Raw genomic sequence first — 18686 nt, forward strand, 5'->3', positions numbered from 1 at the left:
ACCGAAAACGTAACTGATTGCGGTTTCGCTACCCCGTCGGCGGCGGCGTCGAGGGGTACGAAATCGACCTCGCGCCGGGAGCCGGCTTCAAAACCCTCATTAGCCGAACGCGCCACCTTCAGCTATGGACGAAGCCGCCGTACGCGACCTGCTCGCGGAGGTCGAGGACCCCTCCCTCGGCGACGATCTGGTGTCGCTTGGACTGGTCAACGCCATCGAAGTCGAAGAGGGAACCGCGAAGGTATCGCTCGCGCTCGGGGCGCCCTACGCCCCCCACGAGTCGGCGATCGCGGCCGAGGTCCGGGAGAAACTGCAGGACGCCGGGCTGGAGGTCGAGCTCTCGGCGAACATCCCCGACGATCAGCAGGGGGAGGATCAGGTGCTACCGGGCGTGAAGAACATCATCGCCGTCGCCTCCGGGAAGGGCGGGGTCGGCAAGTCGACGATGGCGGTCAACATCGCCGCCGGCCTCTCGAAGCTGGGCGCCGAAGTTGGCCTGTTCGACGCCGACGTCTACGGGCCGAACGTGCCCCGGATGCTCGACGCCGACGAGGCGCCGCGAGCCACCGACGAGGACACCATCATCCCGCCCGAGAAGTTCGGGGTGAAGCTGATGTCGATGGCCTTCCTCTCCGGCGAGGACGACCCCGTGATCTGGCGAGGCCCCATGGTCCACAAGCTCCTGACCCAGCTGGTCGAGGACGTGGAGTGGGGCGAACTCGACTACATGGTGCTCGACCTCCCGCCGGGGACGGGCGACACCCAACTGACGATCCTCCAGACGCTGCCGCTGACGGGCGCGGTCGTCGTCACGACGCCCCAGGACGTGGCGGTCGACGACGCCCGCAAGGGGCTGCGGATGTTCGGCAAGCACGAGACGCCGGTGCTCGGGATCGCGGAGAACATGGCCTCGTTCCGCTGTCCGGACTGCGGCAACGAGCACGAGATCTTCGGCGAGGGCGGCGGGCGGACGCTGGCCGACGAAAACGACCTGCCGTTCCTCGGCGGCATCCCCATCGACCCCGAGATCCGACAGGGCGGCGACGAGGGGAAGCCGGTCGTGCTCCGGGAGGGCGAGACCGCCGACGCGTTCCGCGTGCTGACCGAGAACGTCGCCAACAACGTCGGCGTGATCCGCCGGCAGAGCGTCCAGCAGCATGGCTGGTGACGAGGAGACGGACTGGGCGATGGCGCCGGAGGGCGACGCGACGTTCCCCGAGAACGCCGAGAAGCGCGAGGCGCTGCGGGAGGTCGCCGACGAGATCCGCGCCCGCGACGACTCCTCGGAGGCGTCCCAGATCGGGGCGTTCCTCTACCGCGTGTCGGACCTGTACAAGGAGGGCGAGGAGACCTCGATCCCGGAGATCTACATGAACATGCGGCACATCCTGGAGGTCAAGGAGCAGGGCGGTCTGGACCCGGACGAGTAGGGGATCTCTCCGGACGCGGTCGATTTTGGGCTGGAAAATGGCGTCTTTTCGTTCGTGTGTGCCGGCATGGTGAACAGGAACAGCGTCTCGACGCTAGACCACTTGCGACCGCACTGCCCCGCACAGCCCACAGACCTCCCCAGCCGACTCCTTCGTTCACTGCGTTCACTCAGTTGTCCCTCGCGCTGACGTGCGCCACGAGGGCGCACGCGCTTCGCGCCACTGTGACCGCGGTGCGGTGGCGGTGGACGCCTCGCGAGCGCCGACCGTCGGCGCTCGCGGGGGGAGGGGTGGGGACTCGGTGCTGTGCCGGGCCTCGTACCCGGCACACTGCGGTCACAAGTAGTCATGCTCGCTCCGCGGTACTGTTCGCGGTCGCGGTAGCACAGTCGTCGCCGATTTCCCAGTCGCACCCCCACCGACTACCTCGCACGAACCTCACTCATCAGCGAACCGTTTTTCCACCAGCCACACCAGACCCGAAGCAGTGGACGCCCACCAGGACGAACTCTCGAACCCCTTCGCGATGGACGAGGACTGCCGGAACTGTCCCGCCCTCGCCGACTGCCGGGAGCAGGTGGTCCACGGCTACGGCGACGCCGGCGCGGAGTTCGTCTTCGTCGGCGAGTCGCCGACCGCGGGCGCCGAAGCGACGGGCGTGCCGTTCACCGGCGACGCCGCGGGCGAGCGGGTCCAGCGCATCCTCGGCGAACTCGGCTTCTCGCGCTCGGCACCGGGGGCTGCCGAGCCCGACCTCCAGAACGTCTACCTCACCTACCTCTCGCGCTGCCGCCACCCCGAGCGGGCGGCGACCGACGCGGAGGTGCGGAACTGCGAGCCGTTCCTCAACGCCGAACTCCGGATGATCAACCCCCACATCATCGTCCCCATCGGCGACCGCGCGCTGCGGGAGCTCGCGATCGAGTACACCACGCGATCGCCGGACAGCTTCGACGTGTCCGAGGAGCACGCCACGACCGTCCGGGGTCGGGGGTTCGAACTCGTCCCCATGATCCCGCCGGGGGAGCAGACCGACGCGCAGGAGGCCGCGTTCGTCGAGCACATGACGGAGAACGTCTTCTCGCGGGACTACCGGCAGACGAAGGGCCGCAGGAGTCGGTAGCCGGTCGCTCGGGCTACGTCCAGTACGCCGTCCCGTTCGGAACGCTACGGCTCCCGACGACGACGCCGGCGGCGACGACCACCGCGACGAACGCGAACACTGCCGCCGTGGGTGCGAGCCTCGCCGAGTCGGGAAGCAGTCGCAGGAACGTTCCCAGTCCGCCGAGGGCGAACGCCGACGTGACGCCGGACGCGAGCAGTCCGGCCGCGCGGGAGTCGAGCATACCGGCGCGTCGGCGGGCAGTCGCTTAAGCGCGGCGCTCGACGCCCCGGCGGTCGCGACCCGCCGGATTCAAGCGCGCCGCGGGCCGAGAGTCGACGATGACAGTCGTCGTGCTGCTCGCCGATCCGCCACGCCCCGGACTCCGCTTTCCCGACCTCGCGGCGACGAGCCCGCTGAGCGAGTCGGAGGCCGCCGAGCTCGCGGCCGCGATGGACAAAGACACCATGCGGGCCGTCGAGCGCTCCGGCGCGGACCTGCTGGTGAACTACCTGCCGGAGGACCTGCTCCCCGAGGCACACCGGACCGAGGCCACCCCCGAGGCGGAGCTGCGTGCGCTCGCGGCCGACGCGCTGGAGGACGTGAGCGACGTGCGCTTCGAGCCGCAGGTCGGCTCGACGACCAGCGCCCGCGTGGGCAACACCGTCACTCACCTGCTCGAAACCGAGGAGGAGGTCGGCTCCGTGGCGGTGCTGCTCGGGAACACGCCGTTCGTCACGCGGACGGGCATCGACTCCGCGGCGATGAAGCTCCGCACCAACGAGGTCGTGTTGGGGCCGGGCGCCCGCGGCTCGGTGTACTACGCCGGCTTCACCGACACGATCGACTTCACCGACGCGATGGCGCCGCCGGCGCTGAACACGCTCGCGGAACTGGCCCGTGGCGCGGGCCACGACACCGAGTTCGTCCCGACCCAGCCGACGGTCGAAACCGGCGACGACCTCGCGAGCGTGGTCGCGGAGGTCCGCGCGCGGGTCGCCGCCGGGCGGGCGGTCCCCGAGTCCACGACCGCGCTGATCGAGGAGTACGGGCTGGTCGTCGACGAAGACGGCCTCGTTCGGCAGTAACGGCCGCCCAAGACTTTTACCGGCTCGTGGAGAACCGGCAAATATGTCGGTCCGTGACTCCCGACGGCTCCGCTACCCCCTCGCCCTCGTCGTGCTGGTCGTGGGGATCTTCGCCCTCCAAGGCGCGCTCGATATCGTTGTCCAGCGCACGGTCGAGTCCGGCCTCCCGGCGTGGCTGCCGACGTTCGGCAGCGTCGGGCAGACAGTGCTGACGTACACGATGCTCGGCAGCGCCTACACGTACCTGCTCGTCCCCGCGGCCGCGTTCTGGCTGGGAGTTCGGTACGCCGGCGGGGAGTGATTCCGGAACGGTAGCTTCAACCCACCCGAGCGAGTACGGCCGGACGCGCGGTGGGATGGCAGAGTGGCCTATTGCGCCGGTCTTGAAAACCGGTGGCGTCAGCCTCCTGGGTTCAAATCCCAGTCCCACCGTCGTCTCTGAACGACAGTGAGAAGCGACGCGTGTCGGATTTGAACCCTGCCAGTCGCGCGCAACGAACGCAGTGAGTGAGCACGTCTGGCTCCGGTTCAAATCCCAGTCCCACCGTCTGCTGTGAACGATAGTGAGCAGCGACGCGTATCGAGTTCGACCACCGACTCCGACCGCGTCGAACGTAAAGGCTTTGGGCCGGTCGGGCGAACGACCGAGCAATGAGCGACGACTGGCCCCACGACCCGGACGGCGAGGAGGGGAGCGAAGGCCGCCGCAAGTACGGCCACGCGGTGCTGGCCAAGAAGATCGACGAGGAGGAGGACTTCCCGCTCTCCGCCGAGGAGTACGTCGCCGACTACGGCGACCACCCCGTCCGAATCAGCCACGAGCAGGTGGTCTCCGTCGAAGAGATCTTCGAGCACGTCGACGCCGAGGAGTTCGAGGACTTCGTCGAGTTCCACCGCACCCTCGGCGAGGCGATGCGCGAGAACGGCTACTGGTTCTACGAGGGCGCCGAGCAGTTCGTCGACGCCTGACCGACTGCCCGGCTTCTCCGCTATCTTCCCGACCCGAGGCGGGGCGTTCACGACCCGACTGTTTTCGGCTGGCCTAAAACCCGAAACGACTAAATGGGTTTAGGCAAGCCTAAAGAGTATGTGGCGCAGGGACACGCCCACCGAGCCGGGGACGACGGCCGCGAGGCACCGGAGCGACTCGACCACGACCGCGGGACTATCCCGGACGCGGCGGGGGGTGGAGCGATGACCGAGGGAGAACTCTGCCCGCTCCGACGGCGGATCGAGGCGCTGGCCAGCGAGCGCGGCGAGTTCTACCTCGTCTGCAGTCGCTACGGCGACCGGCCGGTGCCGGCCGACGGCTGTCGCTTCGAGAGCCGCGCCGTCGCTCGGCGGGCCGCACGGCTGACGGAGGAGTACCGCTCGGCGCTCCGGCGGTACGACCCGAAGCTTCCGCAGTACGACATCGTCGTCAGACAGACCCCCGAGATCCGGGCGGAGGCTGACCCCGACGGCGCGGGGGCCCGCCAGTGATCGAGACGCACGTCGACCGCGCGCGGACCGCGGTCGAGCGCGAGCGGGAGGTGCTCTCCGAGGAGGGGTCGGCGTACGATGCGTTCCGGCGCCGCGTCGAGTCGCTGTCTGCGGCGGAGATGGGCCGCGGCGCGAGCGTCGGGGCGACCCACGGCGGCGTCGCGACCCGAACCGCCCACGGGGACGCGAGCGGCGGCGCCTGCGAGCAGGTCCGGGAGGCGTTCGCGGAGACGGTCCGGCCGTACAGCGTCGACGACGTGGGCGACGAGCCGCTGCTCGAAACGATCCGCGAGGAGCTCGGCGACGGGATCGCGCTGGCGCTGGCGCCGACGACCGAGACGGCGTTCACCCCGGAGACGAAGGGGGCGATCCTCACCGCGACCCGCGAGCGCCGACGGGGGATCGACGCGACGCTCGACGCCCTCGAGAGCGAGGCCGAGTCGCTCCGCACGGTCGGCGAGGCCGTCGGAGAGATCACGGACTGGCTCGCGGCGGCGGACGAGACGCCGCTGTCGTCGCTTGGGTTCGACGAGCTTCGGGAGCGTCACGACCGCCTCGCCGAGTTCCGTGACCGGTGTGATCGACTGCTCGACGACCGACAGGAGCTACTGCTGACGACGACGGGCCGGAACCAGTCCGCCGACGTTGCCCACCGGACGCTGGTCCGGTACCTCTACAGTTCGCTGCCTGTCGTCTACCCGGTGCTGTCGACGCTGACGCGGCTGTACGACCTGCTGGCGGCGTGTCAGCGGATGGTTCGGGACCACCTGACCCGGCGGGCGTAAGCGATTTTGGGTAGTGGTTCGGTTCGTTGGTCTTCGGGAGCGTGACTGCGACAGCAACTGCATCTCGATGCTTGACTACTTGCGACCGCAGAGTGCCGGGCACGAGGCCCGGCACGGCACCGAGTCCCCACCCCTCCCCCCGCCGGCGCCGACCGTTGGCGCCGGCGAGGCGTCCACCGCCACCGCACCGCCGCCGCGGTGGCGCGCGACGTGAGCGCCTCCGTGCGCGAACGAGCGCGCGAGGGACGACCGATCGAGCGAAGCGAGAGAGGGAGTCGGCTGGGGAGGTCTGTGGGCTGTGCGGGGCGGTGCGGTCACAAGTGGTCATGCTCACTCCGCGGTCCTGTTTGCGGTCAGTCTTCGAACTCCGTGCACCCACCAACAACGTTCGCAGACACTAACCGATCAACCAGAAACAGCCGCGCAAACTCCGCCCTGTACAGAAAGACACCTCCCACCGAAAAACGACTACTCCTCGTCCAGCGACATCCGCTCGCCCAACTGCTGATCGAGCGCGCCCCGCTCCCACGTCCGGGTCCCCTCGCCCTCGATCTCGGCCTGAATCTTCTCCTCCAGCAGATTGACCGCCACCGAGTTCGCGCCCTCGGGGATGATCAGGTCGGCGTGTTTCTTCGTCGGCTCGATGAACTGCTCGTGCATCGGCTTCACCGTCGAGAGGTACTGGTCGATCACGTCCTCCAGCTCCCGGCCGCGCTGGATCACGTCGCGCTTGATCCGCCGGAGGATCCGCACGTCGGCGTCGGTTTCGACGTACAGCCGGAGATCCATCATGTCGTTGATCTCCTCGTCGTACAGCGAGAGGATCCCTTCGACGATGATCACGTCGGTCGGCAGCACCGTCACGCGCTCGTCCTTGCGGTTGTGGATCTCGAAGTCGTACTGGGGCATCTCCACGGCCTGCCCCTCCGAGAGCTGCCGAAGGTGTTCACGCAGCAGCTCCCACTCGAACGCGTCGGGGTGGTCGTAGTTGATCTCCTCGCGCTCCTCGCGGTCGAGGTGGCTCAGGTCCTCGTAGTAGTTGTCGAGGGGGATGCGCGTCACCGACTCCCCGACGCTCTCGGTTATCAGGCGGGCGACCGTGGTCTTGCCGGCGCCGGTGCCGCCGGCGATCCCGACCACGAACGAGGGGATAGTCATCGCCCGGTTCGAAGAGAGCGCGGCGTTTCAAACTGCTGTTTCGGCGCAGTCAGCCCGGCAGTTCGAGTTCGTCGCCCGCGAGGAAGGCGGCGGCGACGCCGAGGGTGAGCACCGCCGCCCAGACCGCGATCGCGGGCTCGCTCCAGCCGTCTGTCGCCGTGACGGCGGCGAGCCACGCGAGCAGTCCACTCCCGAGAACGAACGCGGCGTCCGGTAGGTCGACCATATCCGGGGTAGCGACGCCCGGCTACGTCAGTGTGACGCTCCGGCGTCGAACAGCGAGGCGCTGAGCTGTTCGGCCTCGCCCTCGCCGTTCCCCTCGCCCGGGCCGGCGAACGCCGCCCGCGCGATCGTCGCCGCCAGCGCGTCGGGATCGTCGACGACCGGCGCGAGCGCGGCCCGGAGCGCGGTCCCCTGCACGTCGATTACCGGCGTCCCGTCGCCGGCCTCGCGGGCCCGCTCGCGGCGCGCCTGCAGTTCCAGCCACGCGCGCACGGTCGCGCCGGTGTACTCCCGGGCGAGTTCCACCGGCTCGTCGACGCTCGGCACCGTCGCGAGGTAGCGCGCGCCCGGGCCGTCGGCGTCCACGCGATCGTCGACCCACTCGCGAACCGTCTCGGGATCGTCCTCGTCGTCGAGCTCTTCTCCCGCCGCCTCGAGCAGTTCGGCCTCCCGCTCGGCCACGCGGTGGAAGGCGTCGCCGACGACGACCGTGTCGGCGCCCGCCTCCCGCACCGCCCGGACGTCCTCACCGTTCGCGAGCCCGCCACCGTACCAGAGTCGCGAGCGGACGAGCGCGTCGTCGATCCGGTCGAGCGTCTCGATCGCCTCGTCGCCGCCAAACGTCCCCGAGTACTCCAGGTAGACGATCTCGGACTCCAGGTGGCGGTCGGCGGCCATCGCCCGGCGCTTGGCCGTCGCGGGGTCGAGCACGTCCGACTCGTCGACGCCGGCCTCGCGGGCGGCGGCGCTGTCGGGGTTCTGGACGATGTACGCCTCGAACGCCGCCTCCGAGAGCAGCAGCGAGGTGGCGACGCTCGCGAGCCAGTCGGCGACGCGGTCGGGCAGCCACGGCGCCTTCCGGCCGACGAGTTGGGGCGCGAGCACCTCGCGGACGCTCTCGATCGCGACCCCCAGCGTCCCGACGAGCGCCTCGCTATCGCCGTTGAGCACCTCCGGCACGAGCAGCAGGTCGGCGGTCTCCTGACTCTGCTCGGTGACGTGGTCGGCGCCGCTGGGCTCGTGACAGACCGGCGTCGACAGCGGCGCCAGCAGGTCGAACGCGGCCTCGGTGTTCGCCGGCGTCACGTCCGCGGAGCCGCCGACCGAGACGGCGTCGGTCTCGGCGAGCCACAGCGGGTACAGCAGCGGGAGCTTCTTCGCGCCCTCGGGGTCGACTTTCGTCACGTGGTCCCAGTCGGGCACCGGATTGGTGTCGAGCGCGCTCCGGGCGAGCAGCCGCGCGGCGTCGACCGCGCGCTCGCCCCGGGCTGCGAGATCCCGTCGCATAGGGGTGCTTCGCCGCCGGGCGGCAAAAACCCGGTCGGTTCGGGGATGGACAGCTTCAAACCGCTGGTCGGCCCACCCACGGCCATGTCCGGACCGCTCCGCCGGGTCGCCGACCGGCTCGCGGGCGTCGACGCGCTCCCGACGCCCGCCCGCGCGGTGTTCAGCCACTACGCCGCCGGCGGCTCGCTCGAACTCAGGGCGATCCGCCTCCAGCAGCGCGTCGAAGACGAGATCGAGCGGATGGTCGACGACGCCTACGCCGACGTGGAGGCCGCCCTCGCCGCCGAGTTCGGCCGGGAATCGGTCGAGTTCTCCTACGACACCAAGCTCACGATGCCGGTCGAACTCACGCTCGCACACGTCTACCGTCGGGCCAGCGAAGTCGCGCCGCCGGGGGTCGATCCCGTCTCGGGCCGGCGCGCGACCGACCCGATCTCGAAGCTCCGCCGGCGCCGTACCGAGACCGACGCCGACCCCGTCGAACTGGTCGGGGAGACGCGCCGCGCCCGCGAGGTGGCCGAACTGGTCGTCGTCGCCCTGCTCGACGGCGACATGCGCGACGCGATCAACGACGGGGAGTACGAGGACTTCGCGGTCGACTTCGACCTCTCGCTGGCGGATCGCGAGCGCGTCGCCGAAGTCGCACAGGAGGTGCTGCAGGCCGCGGTCCAGGAGCAGTTCGCCGCGTTCCCCGACGACGTTCGGGACGCCTACGACGCCGCGGTCGACCGCTCGGAGGCCCATCAGGACCGCGACCCGCACTTCCGGGAGCTGATGGCGGCCGCCGTCGACGCCGCCGAGGCCGGCGCGGTCGAGGACGTGACCGTCGACGCACCCGACCGCGACGCGACCGACGCCGCGGCCGCCCGCGAGGCGCTCCGGGAGGAGTACAAACACGCGGCGTTCGAGGGGACGCCCGAACTGTTCGACGAGACCGAACTCGACCTCCCCTACCTCGTCACTCAGTACGGCCGCGTGGGCGTGATCTACCACGGGATGGTCGAGATGTTCCGCGAGGCCGGCGTCGAACTCTCCCCGGAGTTCGAGCGCGCGGTCGTACTCTCCATCATCGGCGCGCAGGTCTGGCTGGACGACGTGGACGACTTCGCGGCCGACGTGCGGGAAGGCCAGCTCACCCCAGTCACCGCGGAGTACCTGCTGGCCGACAGCGACGCTGACGCGTACGAGCGGGTCGTCTCGATCACGGAGTCGTACCTCGACGCCGCCCGCGACGCCGCCGACACGTCCGACGCGCCGATCACGGGCATCGCCGTCGAGTACATCCGGCAGGACGGCGACCCGGGGAAGCTCCCGCGGTAACGCCGTCGACCGGACCGACTACGAGGGCTTATTAACTTCGGTGCAGTGATTCACAAATAGATGGATACAGAGGCTACTCCGACGTCGTCGCGGAGCGAGCGGCTGGTGGGCGGTGCGGGCGTGCTGGCGCTGCTCGTGGCGTCGACCGCCGGCGTCGCGATGGGCGCGACGAAGCCGGTCGGCATCGGCTGGGTCGCGTTCGCGGCGATGGTCGGCGGCGTGGCGCTGGCCCGCCGGACCGGTGAGAAGCGCCCCTCGACGCTCGTCTGGGGCTCCGGGCTGGCCAGCGGCGCGATGATCGTCAGCGTCGGGCTGTTCCTGCTCCCGGACGCGCTGAACCACCACCTCAAGTTCGGCGGGCTGGGCGTCGCGACGGGCGTGATCGTCGGCTTCGGCGGCCACGCGATCGGCCACCGGCTCTCCCACGCGGAGCTGCCGATGGACTCGACCGTCGCACAGCTCACCGCCCACGCCGCCGCGGCGGGGGCGATCATCGGCATCGTCTACGGCAACATGCCCGAGCTCGGGCCGCTGCTGGGCGTCGCGATCGTCTCCCACAAGGGGCCGGCGGGGTACGCCGCCGCGGACCGCCTCCAGCGGAACGGGCGCTCGTGGGTTCCGATCCTGCTGCCCGCCTCGGGAGTCGGCGTGGTCGCGGTGGTGTCGAGCGCGATCGCGCTGCCGGCGTCGCCGCCGGTGAACGGGCTGGTGTTCGGGTTCGCGACCGGGGTGTTCCTCCACGTCGCGATGGACTTCCTCCCGCGGTGTGAGCTGGGGAGCGAGGTCCACGACGCGCTGAGCGTCGACGACGACGCCCACGAAGTGCTCGATCGGCTCCGGCTCCACGCGGTGGCGTCGACGGTGCTCGGCGGCGCCGTGGTCGTCCTGCTGTGGCTGGCCGTGACCGGCGGCCCGTGACTACTCCCGGAGCCGCCGCACCTGCCAGACCATCGCCGAGCCGACCAGCAGCAACACGACGAGGTTGAACGCCGCTTGGAACAGCGAGCGGTACTCGTGGCTGATCCACTGGTTGATCGCCGAGGAGACGTTGAAGTAGAGCTGTAGCGTCGCGATCAGCGCCACCAGCGAGAGCCCCGCCAACAGCACGTAGTTGAGCGTGCGCCGGAGGTCGCGTCCCTCGTCGGTCTGATGCGGCTCGGTTTCCTCGTGATCGCTGTCGTTCTCGTCGGGGTGGTCGGTCATGGTTGGCTCGATCGTGGCTCGGTCCTCGGGCTGTGCGTCCCCGTCGGGTTCGTCGTCGCTCATCGCCGCCTCCGCGCGAGCAGCGCCGCGCTCAGGAGTGCGACGACGGCGACGACCGGGCCGAACCCGGGCGTCTGCGCCGCCGTGGTTTCGCCCCTCGTGGATCGATCGGGGGGCGTCTCGTCGCTCTCGAAGTCGCTGGCGTCGAACTCGACGTCCTGCTGGGTCTGGTCGCGTTCGAGCGTCTCGGTGGGATCGAGGTTCACCACCCCGCCCGCGGTGTCGACGATCACGCCGTCGCGCGTGAGCACGGCGTCGACGTAGTAGTTGTACTCGCTGGGGACGGACACCTCGGTGGTCACCATCTCGGTGCGGCCCTCCTGCAGGCCGCCGGCCTCGACGCTCGTCCGGGCGGCGACGACGTTGGACTCGGCCTGCCGGAGGACGAACGTCACCGACAGCGAGTCGGCCTCGCTGGGGCCGGTGGCGGTGAGCCAGCCGCCGAGTTCGAGCGTCGTTCGGTTCTCGCCGGCGTCGGCGATCGACACCGACACCGGCTCGAGGACGGGGTCCTCGACGAAGCTCACGTTCGAGCGGGCGTACGCCGGCGTGAGCGCCTCGACGCCGCTGACTCGGCGGGTGAACTGGTCGACCCGGGTGCCGTTGCGGTACACCACGCCCTCAAGCTCGTACCCCCCGTCACGGGGGACCTCGAGCGTGGTCGAGACGCGGCGCTCGCCCTCGGCGGTCAGGTCGCCGACGCTGACCTCCTTCGAGGCTTCGAGCAGCCCCGACTCGGCGTCGGTCGCCTCGAACAACACCGTCACGTTCTCCGCGGCGTTGCCGCGGTGGGCGAGCGTCGCGTACAGTTCCAACTCGGCTGTCTGGCCCGTGATCTCGCCGGTCGCGATGTCGGCGTCGACGACGGTCACCGGCCCGGGCCGGATCGGATCGTCGTCGGGCGCCGCGACCGCGCCGGGGAGCACGGCGGCCGCGAGGAGGGCGACGGCGACGACCACGACGGCGCCGCCGGCGAGGACTCTATTGCTGTCCATAGTCCGTAGGACTCGTGAGCCGTACAAGTGCTTTGTGTGCGGTGAGTGTCTTGGAGAGGAAAGTCGCTGACCGGTGAGACGGCTAGTTCTCCGCTTCGGAGTTGACGTTCCCGAGACAGCAACCGCGACAGCATCTCGATGCTTGGCACCTTGCGACCGCGCCGTCCCGCACAGCCCACAGACCTCCCCAGCCGACTCCCTCCCTCGCTTCGCTCGGTCAGTCGTCCCTCGCGCGCTCGTTCGCCCACGGAGGGGCTCACGTCGCGCGCCGACCGCGACCGCGGCGCGGTAGCGGGGCGGTGGACGCCTCGCGAGCGCCACGGTGGCGCTCGCGGGGGGAGGGGTGGGGACTCGGCGCTGCGCCGTCGACGAGAGCGAAGCTCTCGTCTGCCAATCAGAAATCTCCGATTTCTGATGACGGGCCTCGTGCCCGGCGCACTGCGGTCGCAAGTGGTCAACGATCGAGACGCTGTTGCTGAGTCCGGAAAACACCCTATCGACATCCACTGCGACGCTCGAGAAAACACACCCGCCACCCCAACACAACCCTACAACTCAGCGTCCAGAAACGCGAGTTCGTGGTTCAGCGTCCGCTCCAACTCCACGCCCGCCAGCGCGGCGTAGTGCGAACTCGGCACCCGCACAAGCGAGGCGTCCCGAACCGACTCGCTCGCCGCCGAAACCGCCTCCGGCGGCGCCACCTCGTCGTGCTCGCCGGCGACGAACAGCGTCGGGCAGTTCACGTCCGCCACGACCGAACTCAGATCGTGGCGTTGGAGCTTCACGAGCGATCGTGCGGGCGTCGTGCCGGGCTCGCGCCCCAGCAGGTCGCGCACGTCCCGGGCGGCGCCGGTCGCAGCGACCGCCGCGACCTCACTGGCGTCGCCGAACAGCGGCACCCTGACCCCTCGCTCGTCGGCGTCGACGCCGCGGAGCCGTCCCAGCGCCGAGGCGGGGTAGTCCGCGACGCCCCGCGTCAGCCCGCGGAGTCGGGGACGGAGCCACGAGGGCAGCAGCGTGGCGCCGTCGAGCACGGGGAAGCGAGCGATCACCGCGTCCACCGCGAACGAGTCCGCGGCGGCCGCGAGCGCGGTGCCCGCCGAGAGATCCATCCCCCACACCCCGAGGCGGTCACCGTCGACCTCCGGGGCGTCCCGTGCGGCCTCGATCGCGGCGTCGAGATCCGCGCGCTGGCGGCCGGGGGAGAGCAGGCGGTCCCCGTCGACGCTGCCGAAGCCGCGGTGGTCGAACGCCAGCGCCGCGTACCCCCGCTCCGCGAACCGCTCGGCGGTCGCTTCGAGCGTCGGCCGCCACGGCAGTCCCGCGCCGGGGGCGAGCACGACCACGGGCGCGTCCGTCGGGCGGTCCGGCGTGAACAGGTGGGCCTGCCGCCCGTCGATCCCCACGTCGCGGGTCGAGAACGCGTAGCGGCTCGGCTTCCCGCGGCGAGCGTGGCTCCCGCTCACGGCGACCACCTGCGGGGCCGGCGATCGGAACGGAGTCGGTCCATGGCGGCGGTTGCGCCGGCGTGGAGTAAAGCGTTCCCGTGGGTGGCGGGGGAAGGCGGCGGTCGAGAAGAGAGCGGGAAACCGAGATCGGGTGACCGGCGCGTCTAGCGGCGGAGGATCCCGCGGAGGCGTTCGAACACGCTCCGGTCACGCTTGCGTTCGGCCAGCAGCACCGAGCAGTCCACGTCGGCGACCACGTCGGGCACCAGCGAGCCGGTGAGCATCCGCGAGAGCACGCCGCGTTCGGTCGCGCCGAGGATCACCAGCGTCGCATCCCTGGCCGCATCCTCGATCGCGCGCTCGGCGTCGCCGGTCTCGACCCGGTGCTCGGCGTCGACGCCCTGGGCCTCGGCCCAGCCGTCGAGGAACTCCCGGCCTGCCTCCTCGTCGTCGGCGACGTGGAGCAGCGTGAGATCGGAGCCGAACTCCGACTGGAGCAGCTTCCCGATCTCGACGGAGAGCTCGGAGTCCCGGCCGCCTGCGGTGGGGATCAGCACCCGCTCGGGGTCGAAGCCGCGGTCCTTGAGCACGAGGAAGTCACAGGGCAGGTCGCTCGTGACCTCCTCGACGGCGCCCTCGACGCGGCCCCCGCTGTCGGGACCCCAGCCCATCACCACGAGGTCGGCCTCGTGGTCCTTCGCGGCGTCGAACACTTCCTCGACCCCGCGGTGGGAGATAATCGTACGCGCCTCGATCTCGACGCCGAACGTCTCGGCGTCGGTCCGGGCGTCCTCGAGCACCGTCCGGTGGTTCTCCTCGACCCGGTCGATGTGGTCGGCCGCATAGCTCAGCGAGGTCTGGTCCGGCACGGTGATCACGTGGACCGCGTCGACGACCCCGCCGCGCTGCTTGGCGATCGCGCTCGCGAGCGTGATGAGTTCCTTCTCGTGGGCGGGGTTGGCCAGCGGCACCATCACGCGGAACTGGCTGTCGCCCGTCGGTCGAACGCTCTCGGCGGCGTCGACGGCGGCGTCGGGCATCTCCTCCTGCCGGGAGAGGATGTACTCGCTCAACAATCCTTGTTTCTCGGTCCTGCTTCGGGCGTAGCCGAGGTACCAGATCGCCGCGAACAGCACGATAACGCCACCGACCAGCCGCGGGACGGGCTCGATGTAGTAGATGAGCGCGAAGGAGAGCAGTCCGCCCACGATCGGCGTGAACGGGTACAGCGGGACGGTGAAGGAGGGCTCGTAGTCGATGGCGTCGGCCTCGCGCATCACGACCAGCGCGACGTTGAGCAGGCCGTAGATCACGAGGTGGAGGAAGCTCCCGATCGACGCCAGCGTGTTGATCGGTGCGGCGACGATGAACAGGAGGATGAACGAGCCTGTCAGCGCGATCGAGCGGTACGGCGTGCCGAAGCGTGGGTGGATCTCGTTGAGGTCGGGAGTAACGATGCGGTCCCGCCCCATCGCGAAGTTGATGCGTGAGGACGCCATGATCGACGCGTTCGCACTGGAGGCGGTCGCGAGCAGGCCGCCGAACAGCATCGCGCCCGCGCCGAGGGGACCCATCAGCAGTCGCGCGACCTCGACGACCGCGATGTTGTCGGCCTCGGACTGGGCCTGAATGAACCCGGGCTCGACCGCGGCGCTCATCACGACCAACACCAGCGCGTAGATGATCGTCACGATGACGACCGAGCCGATGATCGCCCGCGGGAGGTTCTTGCCGGGCTTCTTGATCTCCTCGGCGACGCTGGTGATCTGGACGAACCCGAGGTAGGAGACGAAGATGAGGCCGGTCGTCTCCAGCATCGGCGTCAACCCCTTCGAACCCGGGATGTTCGCCGGGCTCGCACGGGTCGCGCCGTACACCGTGAACACGGTCAGGATCAGCACCAACACGACGACGATGACGTTCTGGAGCCGACCGGTCTCCTTGGCGCCGATGTAGTTGACGAGCACGAACAGCGTCGCCGCGATCAAGCCGATGAACTTGATCCACGGGACGGTGAACCCGGCGATCAGGAACCCGTCCGGGAGGCCGGCGATTCCGACGACGTACTCGCCGAAGCCGACCATGTAGAACGCGCTGGCGAAGGCCAGCCCCAGCCAGTTCGCCCAGCCGGCGACCGAGCCGAACAGCGGCCCCAGCGCCTCGTTGACGTAGAAGTACGCGCCGCCGGAACGGGGCATCGCGGTGCCGAGTTCGCTGGCCGACAGCGCGGTGAACAGGGCGATCCCACCACCGAGGACGAACGAGATGATCGCAAACGAGCCGGCACGGGTGATCGCCTCCCCCGGGAGGACGAAGATGCCGGCCCCGATCATCGTCCCGACGCCGATGGTCAGCGCCGCGAGCGGGCCGAGGTCCTTTGCGAGCTCTTCGTCGGCACTCATTCAGTTCGTCCCGGCAGCGTGATGGCCGGGCGGTCGGCCTCGGTCACCAGCCGGAGGGTGCGGTCGCCCGCGAGGAACTGCTGGAGGCGGCCCCCCTCCCGGGGCTGGAACGCGATCGCGCTCGCGCCGATCTCGGCGGCGGTGTCGATGACGCCCTCGACGACGTCGCGGCGGTACACCGTCTCGGTTTCGGCGTCGGGGAACTGCTCCCGGAACGCCTCGAAGGCGGCCTCGGCGATCGACTCGGACTGCTCGACGGGCGTCTTGTCAGGGACGCCGCCACCCTTCTCGACGACGTGGACTACCGTCACGCGCTCGGGGTCGTACGGGGCCAGCGCGACCGCCGTCTCGCGGGCGTCCTTCTCGGTCGCGACCGGAACGAGTAGGTGTGACAAAAGTGCGGCTGCCGGCTCGTCGTTCATGGGCGGCGGTACTGTGCCCGCCGGGTTTAATGCTGTGCCCGTCGGGTCACAGGGTCGGGAAAAACGGCGGTATCGGCTACCGAAGCTCGTCGAGGGAGACGGCGCTGTCGACGTCGGCGGTGACCCACTCGGTGGTCGACATCTCCTCCCCGGGGAAGAGGGTGACCTCCGAGGGATCGTCGTCGTCGTCGTACAGACAGCTCAGCCCGAACTCGGGGTACGATGCCAGCGGGTCGGCCGATGGCGTCTGTTGTACACTCATTGTGGTCCCTCGTCCAGCGTTTTGGCCGCCACGCTTCACCTGACAGTACGCAGGGTAGACGGATAAACGCTTCAGTACCGATCGGCGTGAATCGAACGTTCGGTCGGGGCGAGAACCGGCGTGGCAGTCGCTGTTCGGTCTGTGGTCGGGGCCGGGCCGCGGCCGCAGGATCAGTCGGCGGTGGCGGCGATCGTCTCCGTCTCCGCCTCCTCGTCGTCTTCGAGTTCGTCGGTGACGCCGTGAATCAGGGCGAACACGGCTGCCTTGTGGTCGGTTTTCGATCGGTGGATGGATGTCGGCTGCACGCCCAGCTCCCGGTACTCTTCGGAGACAGTGTCCCCCGCAGCGTCGAACTGGCTCTGAAGCTCCGCGAGAAGGCCGTGCAGGTGGATGAGCTCCTGCTTCTTCATGGTCACCGGCTATATCGGCCGGAGGGTTATAACCTTACTCTGAGTCGGAGTACCACGGTCCCCGGCGGTCCGTCGGCTCGGGCGCGTACTGACGGGGTCCTCTCACTTGACGACCCGACTACGTGGAGCGGCCAGCGCTGTGCCGCCCGTTGAAACGGGTCCGTCGGGCACACTGGGGTTGACTCTCCCGGAGGTCGGTAACGTCTCGTCATGCTGTCCGTGACGGACCGTCCGACGAGTTGCAGTTTTGGAGTCTTGTCACTCGGTTAATCAAACATCCTCTACTATTCAAAGATACAACATTATACGCTTCCGCGGGCAGATCGTGTATCCGTGACAGAGTTAGAGAGCAGCGCCCACAGCTTCGCACTCCCGGGGACGGCGGGAGACGAGATACGCAAACACCGGCTGAGCGAGTACACGGAGGAGGGCGCCGTCGTGCTCGTCTTCTATCCCTTCGACTTCAGCCCGGTCTGTACCGACGTGCTCTGTCGGTTCCGTGACGCCGAGTACCTCACGTTCACCGAGAACGTCGACGTGGTCGGGATTTCGCTCGACTCCTGTTACGCCCACAAGGAGTTCATCGATCGGTACGACATCCCGTTTCCCCTGCTGAGCGACTCGACCGGCCGCGTCACCGAACAGTTCGGGCTGAACTACGACGAGTGGGAGCACCACGTCGGCGTCCCGAAACGGGCGCTCGTGACCATCGACGAGTCCAACGAGATTCGGTACAAGTGGCACACCGAGGACGCCTACGAGAGCCCGAACTACGACGAACTCCACGAGACCGTTCTGTCTCTCGAGGAGGAGTACTGCTAGCGGTGGTCGAGCGGATTCGGCAGTCGGGGGCGGCTGATTCTCCCTCGAACAGGCTCTCTCACGGTGATATTGGGGGCCGATATCGAGTGATGTCACTCGTTCAATCACAAAAATCCTTATCTGTAATATGAGGCTCATTAAACGCGTAGCAGCCTATTACCGAGTGAACAGAGATGAAAACGTCCACCACAGCCGCGACACGCAAGGAGAGCTTCTCGGAGGGAGCAATCGACCACCTCAACCTCGCACTACAGGCGGAGACCATCGAGACGAAGAACTTCCACATCCGAACCGCGTTGCAGTACCAGTTCGGGGCGCTCGATGAGTAAGCAGGACTCGACCGGCTCTATCGGCGGCACGGCCCGCCCGCTTTGGGACCATGACTGAGGAACTGATCGCGTACCTACGGCGACGTGCCGGGAGCCACCTCCGTGCAGTCGCGGCGTACGACGAGAGCGCGTGGGAGATCACGTATCTGCGTGACGATCTCGACAGGCGGATGGCTCGGGAACGGACGGAGAAGATCTACGGTGGCGTCAAAACGGGACTCGGGCCGAGCGGGATCGAAGACGAGATGGGCGAGCGGTACGCGACACTCCAAGTACGCGACGAGGCGGTGCTTTTGAACCTGACGTGGAACGAGACGGAGGGCGCGATCGTCGGGCTGGAGCCGGAGGCAGCCAGTCAGTTGACGGGGTTCATCGACGAGTGTCTGAAACACGGCTCCCCCGACAGCGTCTCGCCTCGACCCTCCTCGGGCACCGAGTAGTCCGTCGTTCCTGATCCGG

Annotated in this window: 24 protein-coding genes and 1 tRNA gene; 14 read left to right on the top strand and 11 right to left on the bottom strand. The window is 69.1% G+C overall.

Annotated elements, in window-relative coordinates; genetic code table 11:
* The first annotated feature begins 124 nt into the window (after positions 1-124).
* The 3 genes from ACYQZ5_RS04330 to ACYQZ5_RS04340 all read left to right on the top strand — a co-directional run bounded on the left by ACYQZ5_RS04330 (position 125) and on the right by ACYQZ5_RS04340 (position 2553).
* Positions 125-1168 (top strand): Mrp/NBP35 family ATP-binding protein, encoded by a 1044-nt coding sequence (locus ACYQZ5_RS04330; RefSeq protein WP_379732008.1) that lies wholly within the window; start codon positions 125-127, stop codon positions 1166-1168.
* The gene (locus ACYQZ5_RS04335) at positions 1158-1430 is read left to right on the top strand and encodes a DUF7976 family protein (protein WP_379732007.1); all 273 of its coding nucleotides are present in this window, start codon (positions 1158-1160) and stop codon (positions 1428-1430) included. Before ACYQZ5_RS04330 ends, ACYQZ5_RS04335 begins: the two co-directional genes overlap by 11 nt.
* 487 nt (positions 1431-1917) lie before the next feature.
* Complete coding sequence (locus ACYQZ5_RS04340) at positions 1918-2553, top strand: uracil-DNA glycosylase (RefSeq protein WP_459845292.1); 636 nt, start codon at positions 1918-1920, stop codon at positions 2551-2553.
* A 13-nt stretch (positions 2554-2566) separates the two neighbouring features.
* On the opposite strand, the gene ACYQZ5_RS04345 is transcribed toward ACYQZ5_RS04340, so the two are convergent.
* Positions 2567-2776: a hypothetical protein gene (locus ACYQZ5_RS04345; protein ID WP_379733252.1), complete on the bottom strand. Its 210-nt coding sequence runs from the start codon at positions 2774-2776 to the stop codon at positions 2567-2569.
* A gap of 97 nt (positions 2777-2873) precedes the next feature.
* Here ACYQZ5_RS04345 and ACYQZ5_RS04350 point away from each other — a divergent pair, with 97 nt between their 5' ends.
* The 6 genes from ACYQZ5_RS04350 (at position 2874) to ACYQZ5_RS04375 (ending at position 5887) form a co-directional block, all read left to right on the top strand.
* Positions 2874-3620, top strand: coding sequence for a hypothetical protein (locus tag ACYQZ5_RS04350; protein ID WP_379732514.1), 747 nt, complete (start codon positions 2874-2876; stop codon positions 3618-3620).
* 43 nt (positions 3621-3663) lie between these two features.
* Positions 3664-3921, top strand: coding sequence for a hypothetical protein (locus ACYQZ5_RS04355; protein WP_379732512.1), 258 nt, complete (start codon positions 3664-3666; stop codon positions 3919-3921).
* A gap of 49 nt (positions 3922-3970) precedes the next feature.
* Positions 3971-4052: transfer RNA gene (locus tag ACYQZ5_RS04360), tRNA-Ser, on the top strand.
* Positions 4053-4271: 219 nt separating this feature from the next.
* Positions 4272-4589, top strand: coding sequence for a DUF5785 family protein (locus ACYQZ5_RS04365; protein WP_379732513.1), 318 nt, complete (start codon positions 4272-4274; stop codon positions 4587-4589).
* 225 nt (positions 4590-4814) lie between these two features.
* The gene (locus ACYQZ5_RS04370; protein ID WP_379818277.1) at positions 4815-5102 is read left to right on the top strand and encodes a DUF7552 domain-containing protein; all 288 of its coding nucleotides are present in this window, start codon (positions 4815-4817) and stop codon (positions 5100-5102) included.
* On the top strand, positions 5099-5887 hold the full coding sequence (locus ACYQZ5_RS04375) for a DUF7260 family protein (RefSeq protein WP_459845295.1): 789 nt from the start codon (positions 5099-5101) through the stop codon (positions 5885-5887). The genes ACYQZ5_RS04370 and ACYQZ5_RS04375 overlap by 4 nt, the downstream gene beginning before the upstream one ends.
* 468 nt (positions 5888-6355) lie before the next feature.
* Here ACYQZ5_RS04375 and udk read toward each other — a convergent pair whose 3' ends face one another.
* Genes udk through ACYQZ5_RS04390 form a run of 3 tightly spaced genes read right to left on the bottom strand, consistent with a single transcriptional unit; the run spans position 6356 to position 8554 of the window.
* A complete protein-coding gene (udk, locus tag ACYQZ5_RS04380) occupies positions 6356-7045 on the bottom strand; it encodes a uridine kinase (RefSeq protein WP_379732870.1) in 690 nt (229 codons plus the stop codon).
* Positions 7046-7094: 49 nt separating this feature from the next.
* On the bottom strand, positions 7095-7271 hold the full coding sequence (locus ACYQZ5_RS04385) for a hypothetical protein (RefSeq protein WP_379732872.1): 177 nt from the start codon (positions 7269-7271) through the stop codon (positions 7095-7097).
* A gap of 26 nt (positions 7272-7297) precedes the next feature.
* Positions 7298-8554: a geranylgeranylglyceryl/heptaprenylglyceryl phosphate synthase gene (locus tag ACYQZ5_RS04390; protein ID WP_459845297.1), complete on the bottom strand. Its 1257-nt coding sequence runs from the start codon at positions 8552-8554 to the stop codon at positions 7298-7300.
* Between the two features lie 84 nt (positions 8555-8638).
* On the opposite strand from ACYQZ5_RS04390, the gene ACYQZ5_RS04395 reads away from it, so the two are divergent.
* Both ACYQZ5_RS04395 and ACYQZ5_RS04400 read left to right on the top strand, forming a co-directional pair.
* Positions 8639-9874 (top strand): hypothetical protein, encoded by a 1236-nt coding sequence (locus ACYQZ5_RS04395; protein WP_379818927.1) that lies wholly within the window; start codon positions 8639-8641, stop codon positions 9872-9874.
* A gap of 60 nt (positions 9875-9934) precedes the next feature.
* The gene (locus ACYQZ5_RS04400; RefSeq protein WP_379818928.1) at positions 9935-10792 is read left to right on the top strand and encodes a ZIP family metal transporter; all 858 of its coding nucleotides are present in this window, start codon (positions 9935-9937) and stop codon (positions 10790-10792) included.
* Here ACYQZ5_RS04400 and ACYQZ5_RS04405 read toward each other — a convergent pair whose 3' ends face one another.
* From ACYQZ5_RS04405 to ACYQZ5_RS04435, 7 genes are all read right to left on the bottom strand, one after another.
* Positions 10793-11140 (bottom strand): DUF8060 family membrane protein, encoded by a 348-nt coding sequence (locus ACYQZ5_RS04405; protein ID WP_379732726.1) that lies wholly within the window; start codon positions 11138-11140, stop codon positions 10793-10795. It lies immediately after the preceding gene.
* Entirely contained in the window at positions 11137-12132 is a 996-nt protein-coding gene (locus tag ACYQZ5_RS04410; protein ID WP_459845300.1) for a DUF7490 domain-containing protein, read from the bottom strand. The genes ACYQZ5_RS04405 and ACYQZ5_RS04410 overlap by 4 nt, the downstream gene beginning before the upstream one ends.
* 548 nt (positions 12133-12680) lie before the next feature.
* Positions 12681-13598, bottom strand: coding sequence for an alpha/beta hydrolase family protein (locus tag ACYQZ5_RS04415; protein ID WP_379818341.1), 918 nt, complete (start codon positions 13596-13598; stop codon positions 12681-12683).
* A 146-nt stretch (positions 13599-13744) separates the two neighbouring features.
* Positions 13745-15982 carry an amino acid permease gene (locus ACYQZ5_RS04420; protein WP_459845302.1) on the bottom strand — a complete coding sequence of 746 codons (2238 nt, stop codon included), beginning with the start codon at positions 15980-15982 and terminating at the stop codon, positions 13745-13747.
* Positions 15979-16404 carry a universal stress protein gene (locus ACYQZ5_RS04425; RefSeq protein WP_379731045.1) on the bottom strand — a complete coding sequence of 142 codons (426 nt, stop codon included), beginning with the start codon at positions 16402-16404 and terminating at the stop codon, positions 15979-15981. Before ACYQZ5_RS04425 ends, ACYQZ5_RS04420 begins: the two co-directional genes overlap by 4 nt.
* A gap of 76 nt (positions 16405-16480) precedes the next feature.
* Positions 16481-16666: a DUF7511 domain-containing protein gene (locus ACYQZ5_RS04430; RefSeq protein WP_379731044.1), complete on the bottom strand. Its 186-nt coding sequence runs from the start codon at positions 16664-16666 to the stop codon at positions 16481-16483.
* 170 nt (positions 16667-16836) lie between these two features.
* On the bottom strand, positions 16837-17076 hold the full coding sequence (locus tag ACYQZ5_RS04435) for a UPF0058 family protein (RefSeq protein WP_379731043.1): 240 nt from the start codon (positions 17074-17076) through the stop codon (positions 16837-16839).
* Positions 17077-17409: 333 nt separating this feature from the next.
* On the opposite strand from ACYQZ5_RS04435, the gene ACYQZ5_RS04440 reads away from it, so the two are divergent.
* From ACYQZ5_RS04440 to ACYQZ5_RS04450, 3 genes are all read left to right on the top strand, one after another.
* Positions 17410-17898, top strand: coding sequence for a redoxin domain-containing protein (locus ACYQZ5_RS04440; protein ID WP_379731042.1), 489 nt, complete (start codon positions 17410-17412; stop codon positions 17896-17898).
* Between the two features lie 173 nt (positions 17899-18071).
* Entirely contained in the window at positions 18072-18227 is a 156-nt protein-coding gene (locus tag ACYQZ5_RS04445; protein ID WP_379731041.1) for a hypothetical protein, read from the top strand.
* 50 nt (positions 18228-18277) lie between these two features.
* A complete protein-coding gene (locus tag ACYQZ5_RS04450) occupies positions 18278-18667 on the top strand; it encodes a DUF7522 family protein (RefSeq protein WP_379731040.1) in 390 nt (129 codons plus the stop codon).
* Positions 18668-18686 lie beyond the last annotated feature (19 nt).

This window comes from Halolamina salina, from assembly GCF_054653455.1.